Source organism: Pedococcus sp. P2_E4 (assembly GCF_056403935.1).
The window spans coordinates 78,100-94,968 of the sequence record NZ_JBFUEO010000003.1 but is presented as its reverse complement, the minus strand read 5'-3'; the positions used below and the strand labels follow the sequence as shown (position 1 = coordinate 94,968).

Annotated in this window: 17 protein-coding genes; 8 read left to right on the top strand and 9 right to left on the bottom strand. The window is 70.9% G+C overall.

What is annotated here, in order from left to right; genetic code table 11:
- Positions 1 to 63 precede the first annotated feature (63 nt).
- Together AC1DV7_RS02825 and serB are read right to left on the bottom strand one after the other, a co-directional pair.
- A complete protein-coding gene (locus AC1DV7_RS02825) occupies positions 64 to 924 on the bottom strand; it encodes a cyanophycinase (protein ID WP_477594373.1) in 861 nt (286 codons plus the stop codon).
- 16 nt (positions 925 to 940) lie between these two features.
- On the bottom strand, positions 941 to 2,164 hold the full coding sequence (serB, locus tag AC1DV7_RS02820) for a phosphoserine phosphatase SerB (RefSeq protein ID WP_477594512.1): 1,224 nt from the start codon (positions 2,162 to 2,164) through the stop codon (positions 941 to 943).
- Positions 2,165 to 2,421: 257 nt separating this feature from the next.
- Between serB and AC1DV7_RS02815 the strand changes: the two genes are divergently transcribed.
- On the top strand, positions 2,422 to 2,544 hold the full coding sequence (locus tag AC1DV7_RS02815) for a hypothetical protein (protein ID WP_477594371.1): 123 nt from the start codon (positions 2,422 to 2,424) through the stop codon (positions 2,542 to 2,544).
- A gap of 43 nt (positions 2,545 to 2,587) precedes the next feature.
- Here the strand turns inward: AC1DV7_RS02815 and AC1DV7_RS02810 are convergent, their stop codons facing one another.
- Positions 2,588 to 3,403 (bottom strand): LLM class F420-dependent oxidoreductase, encoded by an 816-nt coding sequence (locus tag AC1DV7_RS02810; protein ID WP_477594369.1) that lies wholly within the window; start codon positions 3,401 to 3,403, stop codon positions 2,588 to 2,590.
- On the bottom strand, positions 3,400 to 4,653 hold the full coding sequence (gene glgC / locus AC1DV7_RS02805) for a glucose-1-phosphate adenylyltransferase (protein WP_477594367.1): 1,254 nt from the start codon (positions 4,651 to 4,653) through the stop codon (positions 3,400 to 3,402). Before glgC ends, AC1DV7_RS02810 begins: the two co-directional genes overlap by 4 nt.
- A gap of 62 nt (positions 4,654 to 4,715) precedes the next feature.
- On the opposite strand from glgC, the gene glgA reads away from it, so the two are divergent.
- Positions 4,716 to 5,930 (top strand): glycogen synthase, encoded by a 1,215-nt coding sequence (gene glgA, locus AC1DV7_RS02800; RefSeq protein ID WP_477594365.1) that lies wholly within the window; start codon positions 4,716 to 4,718, stop codon positions 5,928 to 5,930.
- 25 nt (positions 5,931 to 5,955) lie between these two features.
- On the opposite strand, the gene AC1DV7_RS02795 is transcribed toward glgA, so the two are convergent.
- Positions 5,956 to 6,729, bottom strand: a complete 774-nt coding sequence (locus AC1DV7_RS02795) for a hypothetical protein (RefSeq protein WP_477594363.1) — start codon at positions 6,727 to 6,729, stop codon at positions 5,956 to 5,958.
- Positions 6,730 to 6,761: 32 nt separating this feature from the next.
- Here AC1DV7_RS02795 and AC1DV7_RS02790 point away from each other — a divergent pair, with 32 nt between their 5' ends.
- The 6 genes from AC1DV7_RS02790 to AC1DV7_RS02765 all read left to right on the top strand — a co-directional run bounded on the left by AC1DV7_RS02790 (position 6,762) and on the right by AC1DV7_RS02765 (position 11,713).
- Positions 6,762 to 7,580 (top strand): ABC transporter ATP-binding protein, encoded by an 819-nt coding sequence (locus AC1DV7_RS02790; protein WP_477594361.1) that lies wholly within the window; start codon positions 6,762 to 6,764, stop codon positions 7,578 to 7,580.
- A gap of 31 nt (positions 7,581 to 7,611) precedes the next feature.
- Positions 7,612 to 8,079, top strand: a complete 468-nt coding sequence (locus tag AC1DV7_RS02785) for an NfeD family protein (RefSeq protein ID WP_477594360.1) — start codon at positions 7,612 to 7,614, stop codon at positions 8,077 to 8,079.
- 8 nt (positions 8,080 to 8,087) lie between these two features.
- Positions 8,088 to 9,284, top strand: coding sequence for an SPFH domain-containing protein (locus AC1DV7_RS02780; protein ID WP_477594510.1), 1,197 nt, complete (start codon positions 8,088 to 8,090; stop codon positions 9,282 to 9,284).
- 93 nt (positions 9,285 to 9,377) lie between these two features.
- The gene (locus tag AC1DV7_RS02775; protein WP_477594358.1) at positions 9,378 to 10,151 is read left to right on the top strand and encodes a sulfite exporter TauE/SafE family protein; all 774 of its coding nucleotides are present in this window, start codon (positions 9,378 to 9,380) and stop codon (positions 10,149 to 10,151) included.
- Positions 10,152 to 10,871, top strand: coding sequence for a TSUP family transporter (locus tag AC1DV7_RS02770; RefSeq protein WP_477594356.1), 720 nt, complete (start codon positions 10,152 to 10,154; stop codon positions 10,869 to 10,871).
- A 26-nt stretch (positions 10,872 to 10,897) separates the two neighbouring features.
- Entirely contained in the window at positions 10,898 to 11,713 is an 816-nt protein-coding gene (locus AC1DV7_RS02765) for a TrmH family RNA methyltransferase (protein ID WP_477594354.1), read from the top strand.
- On the opposite strand, the gene AC1DV7_RS02760 is transcribed toward AC1DV7_RS02765, so the two are convergent.
- The 4 genes from AC1DV7_RS02760 to AC1DV7_RS02745 are packed head-to-tail and all read right to left on the bottom strand — an operon-like array spanning position 11,706 to position 16,869.
- Positions 11,706 to 12,086, bottom strand: a complete 381-nt coding sequence (locus AC1DV7_RS02760) for a DUF3037 domain-containing protein (RefSeq protein ID WP_477594352.1) — start codon at positions 12,084 to 12,086, stop codon at positions 11,706 to 11,708. The genes AC1DV7_RS02765 and AC1DV7_RS02760 overlap by 8 nt on opposite strands.
- A complete protein-coding gene (locus AC1DV7_RS02755) occupies positions 12,083 to 12,850 on the bottom strand; it encodes a HipA family kinase (protein WP_477594351.1) in 768 nt (255 codons plus the stop codon). Before AC1DV7_RS02755 ends, AC1DV7_RS02760 begins: the two co-directional genes overlap by 4 nt.
- 10 nt (positions 12,851 to 12,860) lie before the next feature.
- Positions 12,861 to 15,278 carry a glycoside hydrolase family 31 protein gene (locus AC1DV7_RS02750; RefSeq protein WP_477594349.1) on the bottom strand — a complete coding sequence of 806 codons (2,418 nt, stop codon included), beginning with the start codon at positions 15,276 to 15,278 and terminating at the stop codon, positions 12,861 to 12,863.
- A gap of 58 nt (positions 15,279 to 15,336) precedes the next feature.
- The gene (locus AC1DV7_RS02745; RefSeq protein ID WP_477594347.1) at positions 15,337 to 16,869 is read right to left on the bottom strand and encodes an ATP-dependent DNA ligase; all 1,533 of its coding nucleotides are present in this window, start codon (positions 16,867 to 16,869) and stop codon (positions 15,337 to 15,339) included.

The following is a 16,869-nucleotide window of genomic DNA, read 5'->3' as shown; positions in this document are numbered from 1 at the left end:
TGGACCTGCCGACCGGGGGCCCGGGGGGCCGGTGGTGCCTTCGTGCCGGTCGTCGGTGTCGGGTCAGGCCTTGGCGGTGGCGAGGGCCACAGCCACGTCCGGGTGCTTCTCGACGAAGTCGACGAGTCGTACCTCGGAGAGATCGAACGTAGCGCCTGCGGGCAGCGAATGCACGACCGCTCCGGACACCATGAGCGGGGCACCTCGCCGCGCGTCGGGTGCGTCGGACGCTGCGGATCGGCAGTCGAGGACGAAGACGGCACCAGATCCGTGGACGGTGAACACGCGGCTGTCGCGCACCTCGATCGCGGTGTCCTCGTCGATGCCGATGCCGAGCAGGTTGGGGGACGCCGCCACCATCGACATGAGTCGCCCGTAGCGCGACCGCTGAGCGAAGTGCTGGTCGATGATGACGCCCTCGAGCAGCCCCAGGCCGGCACTCAGCTGGCTGTTCCGCTGGCGTGGGGTGATGCCCTCGTCGCCCATCGAGATCATGAACTGGCTCATGATCGACGCACCCGCGGACGTGCCGCCGATGACGGCTCCGCGGGCATGGGCCCGGTGCAGGGCGTCGCCGAGCGGGGTGCCCGGGAAGCGCTGGCTGAGCTTGAGCTGGCTGCCACCGCTCATGAAGATGCCGGTCGCACCGTCGAGCAGGGCCACCGACTGGTCGTCGTGGGCGTCGAGCCGGTTCTGCGGGTTGACCACCTCGGGCTCGGGCGCGCCGAGCCGGGTGAACACGTCCGTGTAAGCCGCCACCACCTCGTCCTGGAAGGACGACGCCGTAGGGATCAGGACGATCCGCGATCGCTTGCCGCCCGCCAACCTGACGAACCGGCGCAGGACCGTGGCCTTGCCGACTCGGTCCTCTGCCCCGCCGATGATGAGCAGGGTGGGCGTCCTGCGACGCGGGGAGGGTGCCATCTGTACAGCCTAGGAGTCAGGACGCGGGGATCGGCGGAGCGGGGGTCGGCGTGCCGTCGAGCTCGTCGGCCTCCTCGATCTCCTCACGGGTGATGCCGAGCAGGTAGAGGACGGCGTCGAGGTAGGGGACGTTGACCGCGGTGTCGGCCTGCTCGCGCACGACCGGCTTGGCGTTGAAGGCGACACCGAGCCCTGCGGCCTCGAGCATGTCGAGGTCGTTGGCGCCGTCGCCGATGGCGACCGTCCGCGACAGCGGCAGCCCTGCCTCGGCCGCGAACCTGCGCAGCGCGTCCGCCTTGCCCGCCCGGTCCACGACGTCCCCGACCAGCCGCCCGGTGAGTATGCCGTCGCGCACCTCGAGCCGGTTGGCGTGCGCGTGGTCGATGTCGAGCTCTCGGGCGAGCTCCTGGACGATCTCGATGAACCCGCCGGAGACGACGGCCACGGTGAAGCCGAGCCGCTTCAGGGTGCGGACCAGCGTGCGGGCGCCCGGCGTGAACTGCACGGCGGCCCGGACCTCGTCGAGCACCGATACGGGCAGTCCCTCGAGGGCGGCCACCCGGTGTCGCAGGCTCTCGGTGAAGTCGAGCTCACCGCGCATCGCCGCCTCGGTGACCGCGGCGACCTCGGCCTCACGCCCCGCGTGCCGCGCCAGCAGCTCGATCACCTCGTCCTGGATGAGCGTGGAGTCGACGTCCATGACGACCAGCCGTCGGCCACGCCGAGCCAGCCCACCGGCGGCTACAGAGATGTCGAGGCCGTGGATGCTGGACTCGATGGCCATCTCGCGCCGCAGCCGCTCGAGGTCTGCGCCCGAGAGGTCGAACTCGACCGTCGTCACGGGGTAGCGGGAGAGCCTGCGGATGCGGTCGATGTTGGCGCCGTGAGCGGCGATCCGCGCGGTGATCGCCGCGACGCCGCTGGCGCGCAAGGGGGAGCCCAGCACGACGACGGCGGCCCGGCCGCCACGTCGGCGGCGGCTGTCGCCCGTGCCGCCCTTGACCTTCACCTTGAGGTCGAGACCCTTGCCGACGGTCGAGACGACCTCGCGCAGGCGCTCGTCCGCATCGCCCGGGGCGAGCAGCATCGCCAGGGTGAGCTGGCCGCGCACGACGACCTGCTCGAGGTCGAGCACCTCGGCGCCGACGTCGGCGATGGCGTCGAAGAAGGCGCTGGTCACACCCGGTCGGTCCTCGCCGCTGATCGTGACCAGCAGCGTGCGCGGGTCGGTGACGCTCAGTTCGGGCACGGCGTCACGATATCGGCGCCACCGGCCCGACCCGCGCCAGTCTCGCCATCCGACCAACAGACCGCCAAGCGAGACGGCGCCGCCCACGGGGGCACGTCCGGGCTCGCTGGCGAGTAAAGACTGTGTATAGATCTAGCCAGTCACAAACAGTCACTCGCCTAGGTATTGGCTGGTTCCTATGGTGTTCGCTTGGCGCTCGCGCGTCGGCGCCCTGACGCAGGGTCGGGACGCATCAGGGGAGGGACACCATGACACGAAAGAAGCTCATCCACGTGCTCACAGGGGGAGTGGCCGCGCTGGCGATGGCGACCACGGTCGCCACGCCCAGCGCCTGGGCAGCAGGAACGGAGGCCCGAGCCGCGGTTCAGTAAAACGTCGCGAGCGACGACGCCGCCGAGCGAGCGGACCCCGCGCTCAGCCCTGGTGGGCGTCTCGCCAGGCGACGAGGTCGCGGATAGGGCCCAGGTCGTAGCTGGGCCCACCGATGCCCACGGTGAACAGGCGGGTGCCCACGTCATACAGGGACTGGGCGCCGGCGGCGTAGTCCTTGACGTCCTCGGGGAGGCGACCGGGTTTGGGGGACACCCCTGCCGAGCGCTCGATCGAGGCGGGGTCGCGCCCGACCTTCGCGCACCACTCGTCGAGGACCGCGTGCTTGTGCGCGATGGTCTCGGCCCTGCCGAAGCCGTGCCAGATGTCTGCGTGCTCCGCGACGATCTTGAGCGTCTTGCGCTCCCCTCCGCCGCCGATCAGCACCGGGATGGCGCGCGTCGGTGGGGGATTCAGCTTTTCCCACCGCGACTTGATGAGGGGCAGGTCATGGGCCAGGTTGTTGAGGCGGCCCCCAGCGGTGCCGAACTCGTAGCCGTACTCGTCGTAGTCGTGCTCGAACCAGCCGGACCCGATCCCCAGGATCAGTCGCCCGTCGCTGATGTGGTCGACGGTGCGGGCCATGTCGGCGAGCAGCTGCGGGTTGCGATAGCTGTTGCACGTGACGAGCGCGCCGATCTCGACGCGCGAGGTCGCCTCGGCCCAGGCGCCCAGCATCGTCCAGCACTCGAAGTGAGCCCCGTCCGGGGCACCGTACAGGGGGAAGAAGTGGTCCCAGTTGAACACCACGTCGACCCCGATCTCCTCGGCCTCCGCGGCGGCGCGACGGATCGCCGAGTACTCCGCGTGCTGGGGCTGGAGCTGGACGCCGATCCGGATCGGGCGGTCGACTGCCGTCACGCGGTGACTTCCTGGAACTTGGCGATCACCGTGAGCCCGGACTCGGTGACCATGAAGCCGCGCTCCTTGTCCTTGACGGGATCGACGCCGATGGTGGTGTCCTCGGGCACGATGACGCCCTTGTCGATGATGGCCCGCTTGATGACGCAGCCTCGGCCGACCTCGACGCCGTCGAGCAGGACGCTGTCGTCGATCGTGGTGCCGCTGTGGATGTGGCAGCGCGGCGACAGCACCGAGTTGGTCACGGTGGCGCCGGAAATGACCACACCGGGGGAGACCGCCGAGTTGTGCGCCTCGCCGAACTTGCCGCCCGCGCCCTGGACCAGCTTTGCCGGGGCGAGCGGGCCGTAGTCGGTGTAGATCGGCCAGTCGTAGTTGTAGAGGTTGAAGACCGGGTGGATCGAGACGAGGTCCATGTGGGCCTCCCAGTAGGAGTCCATCGACCCGACGTCGCGCCAGTAGGCCTGGTCGCGCTCGGTGGCGCCAGGGATCACGTTGTCCTTGAAGTCGTAGACGTAACCCTCGCCCTTGTCGACGAAGTCCGGGACGATGTCGCCGCCCATGTCGTGCTTGCTGCCCTCGCGGTCGTTGTCGCGGGTGACCGCATCGACGAGGACGTCGGCGTCGAAGACGTAGTTGCCCATCGACGCCAGCACCTCGTCGGGAGAGTCCGGCAGTCCCTTGGCGTCCTTGGGCTTCTCCTTGAACGCCGCGATCTTGCGCCGGTCGCCGTCGTCGACCTCGATGACGCCGAACTGGTCGGCGAGCGAGATGGGCTGGCGGATGGCAGCCACCGTGACGCCGGCACCGGTCTCGACGTGCTGGGCGACCATCTGCGAGAAGTCCATCCGGTACACGTGGTCGGCCCCGACGACCACGACGATGTCGGGCTTCTCGTCGGTGATGAGGTTGAGGCTCTGGAAGATCGCGTTGGCCGAGCCGAGGTACCAGTTCTTGTCGACCCGCTGCTGGGCGGGCACCGGGGCGACGTAGTTGCCGAGCATCGTGGACATGCGCCACGTCTTGGTGACGTGGCGGTCCAGGCTGTGCGACTTGTACTGCGTCAGCACGACGATCTTGAGGTAGCCGCTGTTGACGACGTTGCTCAGCGCGAAGTCGATGAGCCGGTAGATGCCCCCGAACGGCACCGCTGGTTTGGCCCGGTCGGCGGTGAGGGGCATCAGTCGCTTGCCCTCACCCCCGGCGAGGACGATGGCCAGGACCTTGGGAACCCCGCGTCGGTACGGCATGGTCCGACCCTAGGCAATGCGCGCCCTCGCGGCGACCCCAGTCCGGGACTAATCTCGCGAGCGTGAGAGTCGACATCCTGACCAAGGAGTACCCGCCCAACATCTATGGCGGCGCGGGGGTGCACGTCGCCGAGCTGGTGCGTGCCCTGAGGTCGCGTGGCGACATCGACGCCCGGGTGCGCGCGTTCGGTGAGCCCCTGGCCGAGGAGGGCACGAGCGGGTATGCCGACCTGCCGGACCTCGGTGGCGCGAACGCGGCCGTGAGGACGATGGGCGTCGACCTGTCCATGGCGGGGGACTGCGTCGGCGCGGACCTGGTCCACTCCCACACGTGGTACGCCAACTTCGGCGGGCACGTCGCCTCCTTGCTTGGCGGGATGCCGCACGTGGTCACGGCACACAGCCTCGAGCCGATGCGGCCCTGGAAGGCCGAGCAGCTCGGCGGTGGCTACGCGCTGTCGTCCTTCATGGAGCGCACCGCCTACGAGGGCGCCGATGCCGTCGTGGCCGTCAGCGAGGGGATGCGCCAGGACGTCCTGCGCAGCTATCCCGACATCGACCCCGAGCGGGTCAAGGTGGTGCACAACGGCATCGACTCCCAGCTGTGGCAGCGTCACCGCGACCCCGACACGGTCCGTCGCCACGGCGTCGACCCGGACGGCAAGTCGGTCATCTTCGTCGGCCGGATCACGCGCCAGAAGGGTCTGCCGTACCTCCTGCGCGCCGCGGCGCAGCTGCCGCCCGACGTCCAGCTCGTGCTGTGCGCCGGCTCCCCTGACACCCCCGAGATCATGGCCGAGGTCGAGGGCCTCATGCAGGACCTGCGGGCCACCCGCGAAGGCGTCGTCTGGATCCCGGAGATGCTGCCTCGGGGTGAGGTCATCGCGCTGCTGTCGGCCGCCACGGTCTTCGCGTGCCCGTCGATCTACGAACCCCTGGGCATCGTCAACCTCGAGGCGATGGCCTGCGAGCTCCCCGTCGTCGCCACCGCCACGGGCGGCATCCCCGAGGTGGTCGTCCACGGAGAGACCGGCTGGCTCGTGCCCATCGACCAGAAGCAGGACGGCAGCGGCATCCCTCTCGACCCGGACCGGTTCGTCGCGGACCTCGCGGCGGCGCTCACGGACGCCGTCAGCGACACGGCTCGGGCGGACCGCATGGGGCTGGCGGGCCGCAAGCGCGCCGTCGACGCCTTCTCGTGGTCCTCGATCGGCGAGCAGACGAACCAGGTCTACCTGGACGTCCTGCGCCGCCGCCTGCTCACGAAGATGTCCTGACCCGCACCGGGCGAAGGGGCCGCGGCTAGGCCGGTCGCCAGCCGGCCAGCACGGCACAGGCGGCATTCGTCGCGTCGGCCAGGGCGTGGTCGGCATCGCGCTGCAGGCGGCGCAGGATCGTCTGGCGCCGGGCGGACTCCAGGGCCGTCAGCGCACCGTCACCGGCCTCCAGGGCGACGTCGACCACCCGTGCGACGGTGCCCGCCATGGTGATCACCCTCGTGGCTCGCCCGGGCAGCCCGTCGGGCAGGCCCCACGTCCCGCCCAGCGCGGCATCGGCGAGGTCTCGAGCCGCCGCGGCCCCGAACGGCTGGCCCCCGAGGGCGTCGAGCTGCGCCGTGGCCGCTCGGAGCTGGTCGCGCAGGTGCCGTTCGAGCTGGCTGCCGTCGAGTGCCTCCACCCGGTGCCGGGGCACCGGGTCCGCCGGGTACGCCGTCCAGTCCACCCGGGTGCCCACGTCCGGTCCCACCCTGTCGCTGTCGCCTGACCCGAACCAGGACACGGTCGGCACGAGCAGGCCCCCCAGTCCCGGCACGTACACGCACTCTCCAGCAGCGGCAGCCGCGGCGTGCGCCTCGGGCGACGCACCCGGCATACGGCTCAGGTCGCCGGGGGACGGGAGGGCCACGAGCACGGCCTGCTCGCCGAGGTCGCGCCACAGGCCCAGCTGGCCCAGCTCACCGGCGACGTGGTCGATGTCGGGCATCGCCAGCCGGACGGCCTTCTCCAGGGACGCTCCAGTGGCCCACGCCCTGGTGACCCAGAGCGAAAGGCGCACGGACGCAGGCAGTTCGGCCATCCGTTCATGCTAAGCCGATAGGGTCCGGTGCCATGAGTGACGTCCTGGAGTTCGCGGGGGTGAGCGTGGTCCGCGGGGCCAACACGCTCCTCGATGACATCACCTGGGAGGTCGAGGAGGGCCAACGCTGGGTGGTGCTCGGACCCAACGGCGCAGGCAAGACCACCCTGCTCCAGCTCGCCTCGGGACGGATGCACCCCACCAGTGGGGTCGCCGGCGTGCTCAGCGAGGTCCTGGGTGCCGTCGACGTGTTCGAGCTGCGGCCGCGCATCGGCCTCGCGTCGGCGTCGCTCGCTGAGCGCATCCCGGGCGACGAGGTCGTGCACAACGTGGTGGTCACGGCGTCGTACGGCGTGGTGGGCCGCTGGCGCGAGAGCTATGAGACGTTCGACCACGCGCGGGCTGCCGAGCTGCTCAAGGCGCTCGGCGCCGACCACCTCGCCGACCGCACGTACGGCACCCTCTCCGAGGGCGAGCGCAAGCGCGTCCAGATCGCCCGTGCGCTGATGACCGACCCCGAGCTCATGTTGCTCGACGAGCCCGCAGCCGGTCTCGACCTCGGGGGGCGAGAGGACCTCGTCCGGCGGCTCGGCGAGCTCGCGGCCGACGTCGACGCCCCGGCGCTGGTGCTCGTCACGCACCACGTCGAGGAGATCCCGCCGTCGTTCACCGACGTCCTGCTCCTGCGCGAGGGCCGGGTCGTGGCCCAGGGCCCGCTCGAGATCACGCTCACCGAGGAGAACCTCTCCGCGACCTTCGGCATGCCCCTGGAGCTCGAGCAACGAGGCGACCGGTGGACAGCGCGGGCCAGGCGCGAGCCGGGAACGTTGCCGGTCATCCCGTCGTCCTAGAGTTACCTGACCGACGAGAGGGGATGGCGAGGTGGACTGGTTCGGGGACAACCCGTGGCTGGCCTGGTTGGGGGTCGCGTTGATCCTGTTGGCCGTCGAGGTGGCCACCGTGGACTTCGTCTTCCTGATGGTCGCCGGCGGCGCCCTGGCCGCTGCCGTCGCGTCCGCGCTGGGGGCGAGCGTGCCCGTGCAGGTCGTCGTGGCCGTGGTCGTCGCGGGGCTGCTGTTGCTGCTCGTGCGGCCGCTGGTCAAGCGCCACTTCATGGTGGCCGACGTCAGCCACACCATCGGGGCGCCCAGCCTCGTGGGACGGTCGGCGCGGGTGCTCCAGACGGTGACCGAGAACGACGGCCGCATCAAGCTGGCCGGTGAGACGTGGTCGGCGCGCACCGGGGCCGGTGCCGCGCAGTGTGAGCCCGGACAGGAAGTCCGGGTCGTATCCATCGAGGGGGCCACCGTGATCGTCTCTGGCGACACGGCGGGTCGGGAAACGGAGTAGTCGTGGACATTGGTGCAGGTGCAGTCGTCCTGCTGATCCTGGTGGCCTTTGCGCTCATCGTGCTCTTTCGCACGGTGCGCATCGTGCCCCAGCAGACAGCGCTGATCATCGAACGGCTCGGCCGGTACTCACGCACGCTCGAGGGTGGCATCCACTTCCTCGTCCCGTTCGTCGACAAGGTGCGTGCCAACATCGACCTGCGCGAGCAGGTGGTGTCGTTCCCGCCGCAGCCCGTCATCACCAGCGACAACCTCGTCGTCAACATCGACACGGTCATCTACTACTCGGTGATCGACGCCAAGTCGGCCGTCTACGAGATCGCCAACTTCATCCAGGGCATCGAGCAGCTCACGGTGACCACGCTGCGCAACGTCATCGGCTCGCTCGACCTCGAGCAGACGCTGACCAGCCGCGACCAGATCAACGCCCAGCTGCGAGGTGTCCTCGACGAGGCGACCGGCAAGTGGGGCATCCGCGTCAACCGCGTCGAGCTCAAGGCGATCGACCCGCCGCACTCCGTCCAGGAGTCGATGGAGAAGCAGATGAAGGCCGAGCGCGAGCGGCGCGCCCAGATCCTCTATGCCGAGGGCACCAAGCAGTCCGCGATCCTGACCGCCGAGGGCGAGAAGCAGAGCCAGATCCTGCGCGCCGAGGGTTCGGCGCAGGCGAGGATCCTCGAGGCGCAGGGCCAGGCCCGCGCGATCCAGCAGGTGTTCGACGCCATCCACCGCGGCAAGCCCACCCAGAAGCTGCTGGCCTACCAGTACCTCCAGGTGCTGCCGCAGATCGCCCGGGGTGACTCCAACAAGATGTGGATCATTCCCAGCGAGCTGACCGACGCCCTCCGCGGCATCGGCGGCGCCCTCGGTGCCACCGACAAGGGCAACGGCCCCGACGGCGACGACGACGAGGCGTGGGTCGACCCCGGCCAGCTCCAGGACGCCTTCGACGAGACCGTGCTCGAGGACCCGATGCAGGCCCTCGCCGAGGCCCGGGGCATGGCCGGCCGGGCCAGCCAGGAGGCGGTCGAGCACGCCGCACCGGCAAAGCGGGTCCCGCCTCCCATCGCCCCGCCGGCCGACGCAGTCCCGGCCTACGAGCCGCCCGCGCCTCCTGCGTCGGCCCCGCCGGCCTCGGAGCCGCCCGCCGCGCCGCCGGCCGAGGGCACCGAAGGCACCGAGGGCACCCAGCCCCCGCGTCCCTGACCCACCCCGCACCACCCGGTATGCCGCCCGCTCACCTCGAGCGGGCGGCATACCCGCGTCGGGGGGCGGGGCGGGCGTGGCTAGGGTGACGTGGTGTCCGTTCTCGAAGCCGTCGCGATCCTGCTCGCGGGGATGGCGGCCGGCACGATCAACACGGTCGTCGGCTCCGGCACCCTGATCACCTTCCCGACGCTGCTGTTCCTGGGCTACCCGCCGGTCGTCGCCAACGTGTCCAACACCGTGGGCCTCGTCGCGGGCGGCGTCACCGCGGTGCACGGGTACCGCGCCGAGCTCGAAGGGGCCCGGCGGACGCTGACCCGCCTCGCACCCGCGTCGCTGGTCGGCGGCGTGATCGGCGCACTGCTGCTGCTCGTGCTGCCTCCTGAGGCGTTCCAGGCAATCGTGCCGGTGCTCATCGCGATCGGGCTGCTGCTCGTGCTCCTGGGTCCGCGGCTGCAGCGCCGGGCCGCCCAGCGGCACGAGGCCGGCATCCCGGCCGCCCCGTGGCACGCCGCGGCACTGTTGGTGGGCGTCCTGGTGGCGGGTATCTACGGCGGCTACTTCGGAGCGGCGCAGGGTGTCATCCTCATGGGCGTCATGAGTGCCCTGTCGAGCGAGCCGATCCAGCGGCTCAACGGCTACAAGAACGTCCTGGCCACCATCGTCAACGCCGTGGCCGCGCTGACCTTCATGCTGGTCGCGTGGGGTGAGATCGACTGGCTCGTCGCGCTGCTCATCGGCATCGGCGCCCTGGTCGGCGGGGTCATCGGCTCCCGCGTGGGGCGGCGGCTGCCGCCCGCGGTGCTGCGCGGCGTGATCATCGCGGTGGGTCTCGTGGGGATCGTCAAGATCGTCTGGTTCAGCTGAGTGGACTGGACCACCGTCCTGCTGCTGGGGTTCGCGCTGATGGCGGGTGCCTTCGTGCAGTCGTCGATCAGCTTCGGGATGGCCGTGGTCGCGGCACCCTTCATCATCGTCGCGGCCCCCGACCTGATGCCGGGTTCGCTGCTGGTCACGAGCTTCTCGCTGCCCGTGGTCCAGCTGGTGCACGGTGCGAGGGACATCGCCTGGCGACCGCTGTCGTGGGCGCTGGCGGCGCGGCTCCTGGTGATGCCACTGGGGGTGGCCGCCGTGGCGCTGTTGTCGGTTCGCGCGATCTCGGTGGTCGTGGGGGTGCTCATCCTGCTGACGGTGGCCGCGTCCCTGAGCACGCTGGACCTGCGCCCGACCCCTCGCAACTCGGCGGGGGCCGGGGCGATCGCCGGGTTCTCGGGGACCGCGGCCTCGATCGGTGGTCCGTTCCTCGCCCTCGTCCTGCAGCACGAGAGGCCGCAGCGACTGCGCGCCACGATGGCCCTGTTCTTCCTCGTGGGCGCGACGATGGCGGTTGCTGGGCTGCTGGTGGCTGGCGAGTTCACTCTCGACCAGCTGTGGGCCGGACTGGCCTGGATCCCCTTCATGGCTGCGGGGTATGCCGTGGCCGCGCCATTGCGCGCGCGCCTGGACCCGCTGCGGCTGAGGCGAGCCGTCCTCGCCTTCTGCGTGGTCGCCGGGATCAGCGTCATCGTGCGGGCCTTGGTGTTCTGAGCGGTCAGTGTCCTAGCCTGYTCGCCGTGCCCATCGCCATCACCGACCCGTCTGCCCCCGAGCTGTCGGACTTCGTCGCCCTCACCGACGTGGCGCTGCGCCGGCGCACCGAGCCCGAACGCGGGCTCTACATCGCGGAGTCCGAGAAAGTCATCCGTCGTGCGCTCGCCGCGGGTCACGAGCCGCGTAGCTACCTCATGGCCGAGCGATGGCTGACCGACCTCGCGGACGTGGTCGCGGACGCCGAGGCGCACGACGTGCCGGTGTTCGTGGGGGAGCACGCCGTGATCGAGCAGCTGACCGGGTTCCACCTGCACCGGGGTGCGCTGGCTGCGATGCAGCGACCCGACCTGCCCTCCGTGGCCGACCTCGTCGCGGGCGCGCGCCGGGTGCTGGTGCTGGAGGACATCGTCGACCACACCAACGTCGGTGCTGTCTTCCGGTCGGCCGCGGCCCTGGGCATCGACGCCGTGCTGGTCACCCCGCGGTGCGCCGACCCGTTGTACCGCAGGTCGATCCGGGTCTCCATGGGCACGGTGTTCCAGGTCCCGTGGACGCGCATCGACCCGTGGCCGGGGGGCATCGCCGACCTCAAGGCCGCAGGTTTCACCGTCGCCACGCTGGCCCTGGCCGACGACGCGGTGTCGCTCGACGACCTCGCGGCGTCACCGCCTGACCGGCTCGCCCTGGTACTCGGCACCGAAGGGGACGGGTTGTCACACCACACCCTCGCGGCAGCAGACCTGACGGTCACGATCCCCATGGGCGGGGGAGTGGACTCGCTCAATGTGGCGGCGGCCGGAGCCGTGGCCGCCTGGGCCCTGCGACCCAAGCTCAGCTGACCAGCCGCTCCAGCAGGGTGCGCAACTCGGCGGCCGGGTCGTCGGTCAGGCCTCCGTGCACCGGACCCGGCTGCACGACCGTGCTCCGGGGCGCACTGATCCAGCCGAAGCGGCGTCCCAGCCCGCCGAGGGTCGGCAACCCCCCACCGGTGACCCCACGGCATACCTGGCACACGGTCTCGAGCGCGGCGGAGACGTCGGCGACGTCGGCGTCGGGTGCGAACGCGCGCAGCCGCTCCTCGTCGACGCGATAGGCCGCCTCGAGGAAGTCGGCGCCCTGCGAGTAGAGCACCACGCCGACGTTGAGGAACTCCTCGCGCTCGACACGGGGGACGCAGCGCAGGACGACGTACTGGTAGCCGTGGCGGGTCATCGCGCCATCTCCGGGAGCCAGGCCTGGGGCTGTGCCACCCGGGCCAGCAGGTGCTCGACGTATGCGGTCCGCACGGTCTCGGGGGAGTCGAGCCCGGGTGCCGGCTCCAGCCAGTCGTCGGGGATGTGGCCCACGACGGTCTGCAGGGTGTCCTCGGTGAGCATCGGTGCGAGTCGTTCGTGGCTCGCAGGCACGTCTCCCGCGACGTCCCGCAGCACGTGCGTGCTGGCGTCGAAGGGCTGCGCGGCGAACCGTTCAGGGTGGAGCCCACGGCTCGGCCAGGAGTGGTGGAAGTACAGCGAGGCGCCGTGGTCGATGAGCCACGGGTCGCGGTGCCAGACGAGCAGGTTGGGGTTGCTCCACGTGCGGTCGACGTTGGCGGTGAGGGCGTCGAGCCACACGATGTCGGCCGCGGTCTCCGGTGCGGGGGGCCGCGAGCCGTCGTAGCCGAACGAGCCGGGCAGGAAGTCCATGCCGAGGTTGCTGCCCAGGGACGCCGTGAGGAGGTCCTGGACCTCCTCGTCCGCCTCGTACTTGGCGATGGGGGCCTGGAGGTCGACGACGGCCATGCGGGGGACGTTGAGCCCGAGCACGCGCGCCAGCTCGCCCACCACCACCTCGGCCACGAGGACCTTCAGCCCCTGGCCGGCTCCGCGGAACTTGAGGACGTAGGTGCCGAGGTCGTCGGCCTCGACGATGCCGGGCAGCGAGCCACCTTCCTTGAGGGGAGTGACGTACCGGGTCGCGGTGATCTGCTCGAGCACGCCGCCCAGCCTAGAGGTCGGCCACCACGCGCAGCGGCGCGCCGGTGTTGGCGACCCGCGCTCGGCCTGCCTCGACCGGCACCTGCTCACCACTGACTTCGACATGCGCCGGGGTGGTGCCGTGGAAGACGAGCTCGAAGGCCGTGCGGCGGAACTCCGGGTAGCCGTCGCCCTCCACGGACGTCGACAGCTCGAGCTGAGAACCGTTGCGCGACAACGTGATGGTGGTGAGATAGCGCGCTCCGTCGCGAGCTGCGAACGTGATGCCGTCGTCCTCGGCGAGGGTCGAGTCGATCTCGCCGTCCTGGGCCGGGACGTAGACGTGGAGCTCGACCACCTCGGGCTGGTAGCCGTCGGTCGTCTGTGGCGCCTCAGGCCACATCGGGATCACGGCGCCTGCGCGCGCGTAGAGCGGAATGCGGTCCATCGGGGTCGTGGCGATGACGTGCGCGCCGCCGGCCAGCAGCTCTTCGGTGTGCAGGTCGTACCAGTGACCCTCCGGGAGGTAGACCTGCCGTGCGGTGCAGCCGGACTCGACCACCGGCGCCACGAGCAGGTCGCGCCCGAGGAGGAACTGGTCGTCGGCGTCGCGGGCCACCGGGTCGTCCTGGTGGTCGAAGACCAAGGGCCGCTGGACCGGGGCGCCGGTCCGGCCGGACTCGAGGAACGTGGAGTAGAGGTAGGGCATCAACCGGTAGCGCTGTTCGATGGCGGCCCGGGCGAGGTCGAGCACGTGGGTGCCGAACGCCCAGGCGTACTGGTCGATGTTGCCGGCCATGGAGTGGTTGCGGCAGAACGGCGTGAGCGTGCCGAGCTGCATCCAGCGGACGAACAGCTCGGCGTTCGAGTCGCCGGCGAAGCCGCCGATGTCTGCGCCGACGAAGGGCTGGCCCGAGACGCCGAAGCCCGATCCCATGGTGATCGCGGACCGCAGGTGGTCCCATCGGGCGAGGTTGTCTCCCATCCAGTTGGCGGCGACCCGCTGGATGCCGGCGAAGCCCGCCCGCGAGAGCACGAAGGTGCGCAGGTTCGGCATGGCCTCCAGCAGCCCCGCCGTGGTGCCCATCGCCATGAGCAGGGCGTACTGGTTGTGGTAGCGCTCGTGCGAGCTGCGACCTCGGTCGAAGAGCATCCGCAGCGGCGAGATGTCGCCAGTCGCGGGCTCGTTCATGTCGTTCCAGATGCCGGCCAGGCCGTAGCGCACGTGGGCGGCGTTGAGCTGGCCCCACCAGTCCCGTGCCTCCGCGGTCGCGAAGTCGGGGAAGACGGTGTTGCCGGGCCACACCTGGCCCACGTAGGTGTCACCGCCCTCGGTGAGGCAGAAGACCCCTCGCTCGAGGCCGTCCTCGTAGACGGGGTAGCCGGGGTCGTGCTTGACGCCAGGGTCGACGATGGTGATGACCCGCAGACCCTGCTCGCGAAGACGCCCGAGCATGGCCTTCGGGTCGGGGAACTGCTCGCCGTCCCACGTGAAGACGCGGTAGCCGTCCATGTAGTCGATGTCGAGCCAGAGCGCATCGCACGGCACCCGCTCCTCGCGGTGCCGTCTGCCGAGGGCCTCGACGGCTTCCTGGGAGTAGTTGAACCAGCGGCACTGGTGGTAGCCGAGTGCCCAGATCGGCGGTGGCATCATCCGGCCCGTGAGCCACGTGTAGTCGCGCAGGATGTCGGGCATCCGCGGTCCGGCGAAGACGTACTCGGTGTACTGGCCGCCCAGGAACGTGAAGCGGTAGTCGGACCCCGACGAGAACTCGTACTCCGCGCGGTAGCCGTTGTCGACGAACGACCCTGCCATCGCGCCGCCCAGGAACGACTGGTGGTAGAAGAACGGGATCGACACGTAGAACGGGTCGAACTCAGGGTCTTCGTGGTCGCTGCGCGGGTCGTCGGGCGCGCGTCCGCGGGTGAACTCGCCGGAAGCCGTGGGGTTGAGCACGTCGGTGTTCCACAGGGTGTAGTCCCGGCCCTTGCGGTTGGACGGTCCGCCCTTCTCGCCGAGGCCGAAGAAGCCGTCCTCGCCGCGGCACACGCGACGCACGGTGAAGCCGTCATTGAGGGTGGCATAGGCCCAGTAGCGGCCCTGGTCGTCGGCAGCGGTCTCGAGGACCGTGGTGCCGTCGGCCCGGTGCACGTCGAGGCGGAACGGGTCGAGCCAGACCGAGACGGTCAGGGCTGCCGTGACCAGACGGACCCGGTCGCTGTCCCGCTCGACCTCGAAGGGGACGTCGTCGGCCAGCGGGTCGACGCAGACCGCGAACGTCGGCTCCTCGTCGAAGCGCCCGCCCCGGCTGATCTTGAGCCGAACCACGTCGGGCCGCACGACGTCGACGCGCAGCTGCTCACCGTGGAGGTCGGCCAGGAGCCCGCGCGAGGTCTGGGTCACCTCGTCGACCCGTTCGAAACGGATGAAGTGGTCAGTCTGCAGCACAGCGGCCTCCGAGACCGGGCACGAGGCCCGTGGTCGATGGGGTGGACATGCCACCACGCTAGGGGTGCAGTGCCCTGACCGCCTCGATGGTGTCGGCTTCGTCGGCGGTCTTGTCGTCGCGGTAGCGCAGTACCCGGGCGAACCGCAGCGCCATGCCCCCGGGGTAGCGCGACGAGGTCTGGATGCCATCGAAGGCGATCTCGACAACCTGCTCGGGGCGCACCGGCACGACGTACCCCTCGGTGCCCTCGGTGGCCAGCTCGGTGAAGCGCGCTGTCTGCCAGGCGAGCATCTCGTCTGTCATGCCCTTGAACGTCTTGCCGAGCATCACGAAACCACCCGACTCGGGGTCGCGGGCGCCGAGGTGGATGTTGGACAGCCAGCCCCGCCGCCGGCCGCTGCCCCACTCGACCGCCAGCACGACCAGGTCGAGCGTGTGCCGCGGCTTCACCTTGACCCAGCCGGCGCCGCGACGGCCTGCCGCGTAGGGGCTCGAGGGTGCCTTGACGACCACGCCCTCGTGGCCGTCGGCGACGAGCCGGTCGAAGAAGGCCTGGGCCTGCGCTGCGGAGCTCACCCGCTCGCGCGGGACCAGGGCGCTCTCGGGCACGAGGGCGGCGAGCCGTTCGAAGCGCTCGGACGTGGGTGCGTCGAGCAGGTCGACGCCGTCGAGGTGGAGCAGGTCGAAGAAGTAGGGAGTCACCGGCACCTGGGCGCGCAGGGCGTCGACGCCGCTGCTGCTCATCGTGCGGGAGGCGGTCTCCTGGAAGGGACGCGGCCGGCCGGACGGGTCGAGGGCGATCGCCTCGCCGTCGACGACCAGCTCTCGGGCAGGCAGGGCCAGCACCGCCTCGACGACCTCGGGCAGCCGGTCGGTGATGTCGTCGAGGGAGCGCGTGAACAGCCGCACGTCGGTGCCGTCGCGGTGGGCCTGCAGCCGGATGCCGTCGAGCTTGCCGTCGACGTAGGCCCCGCCGTCGCCGCCGACCTGCTCCCAGGCGCTGGTGACGTCCGGCGCGGAGGCCGCGAGCATCGGGCGGAGCGGGCGACCGACCTCGAGCCCGATCTGCGCGAGCGCCTGCTCGCCGCCGCGCAACGCGGCCTCGGCGACGGGCCCGGCATACCCCGCGAGCATGACGGCACGCCGCACGGCGGGCTCGGGCACCTCGGCAGCCGAGGCGATGGCCGCGAGCATCACCCCGTCGAGGGCGCCCTGGCGCACCTGACCCGTGATGAGGTTGCGCAGGTAGTCCTGCTCGTCAGCCGTCAGCTGGGCGAACAGGTCTGCCACCGCCTGCTGCCGGACCGCGGTGGATCCGCTGCCGCCCACGGCCGCGAGTGCCGTCAGCGCGTCGTCGACCTCGGCGACCGTGGCGGTCGCGGAGGGGGCGGGGTGGGGGAGCGAGGTGAGCCCGCGCCAGCTCACGCCGACCCGGCGCTGCGGGAGCACCCCCGAGAGGTATGCCGCGACCGTCGCCGCCTGCTCCGGGCCCGCCGCCCGCAGGGCGCCGGCGACAGCAGCGGTCTTGGCGAGACGGGAACGGGTTGCAGTCGCCGCCCGGGAGGCGGCCACGACGTCGGCGAGGAGCAC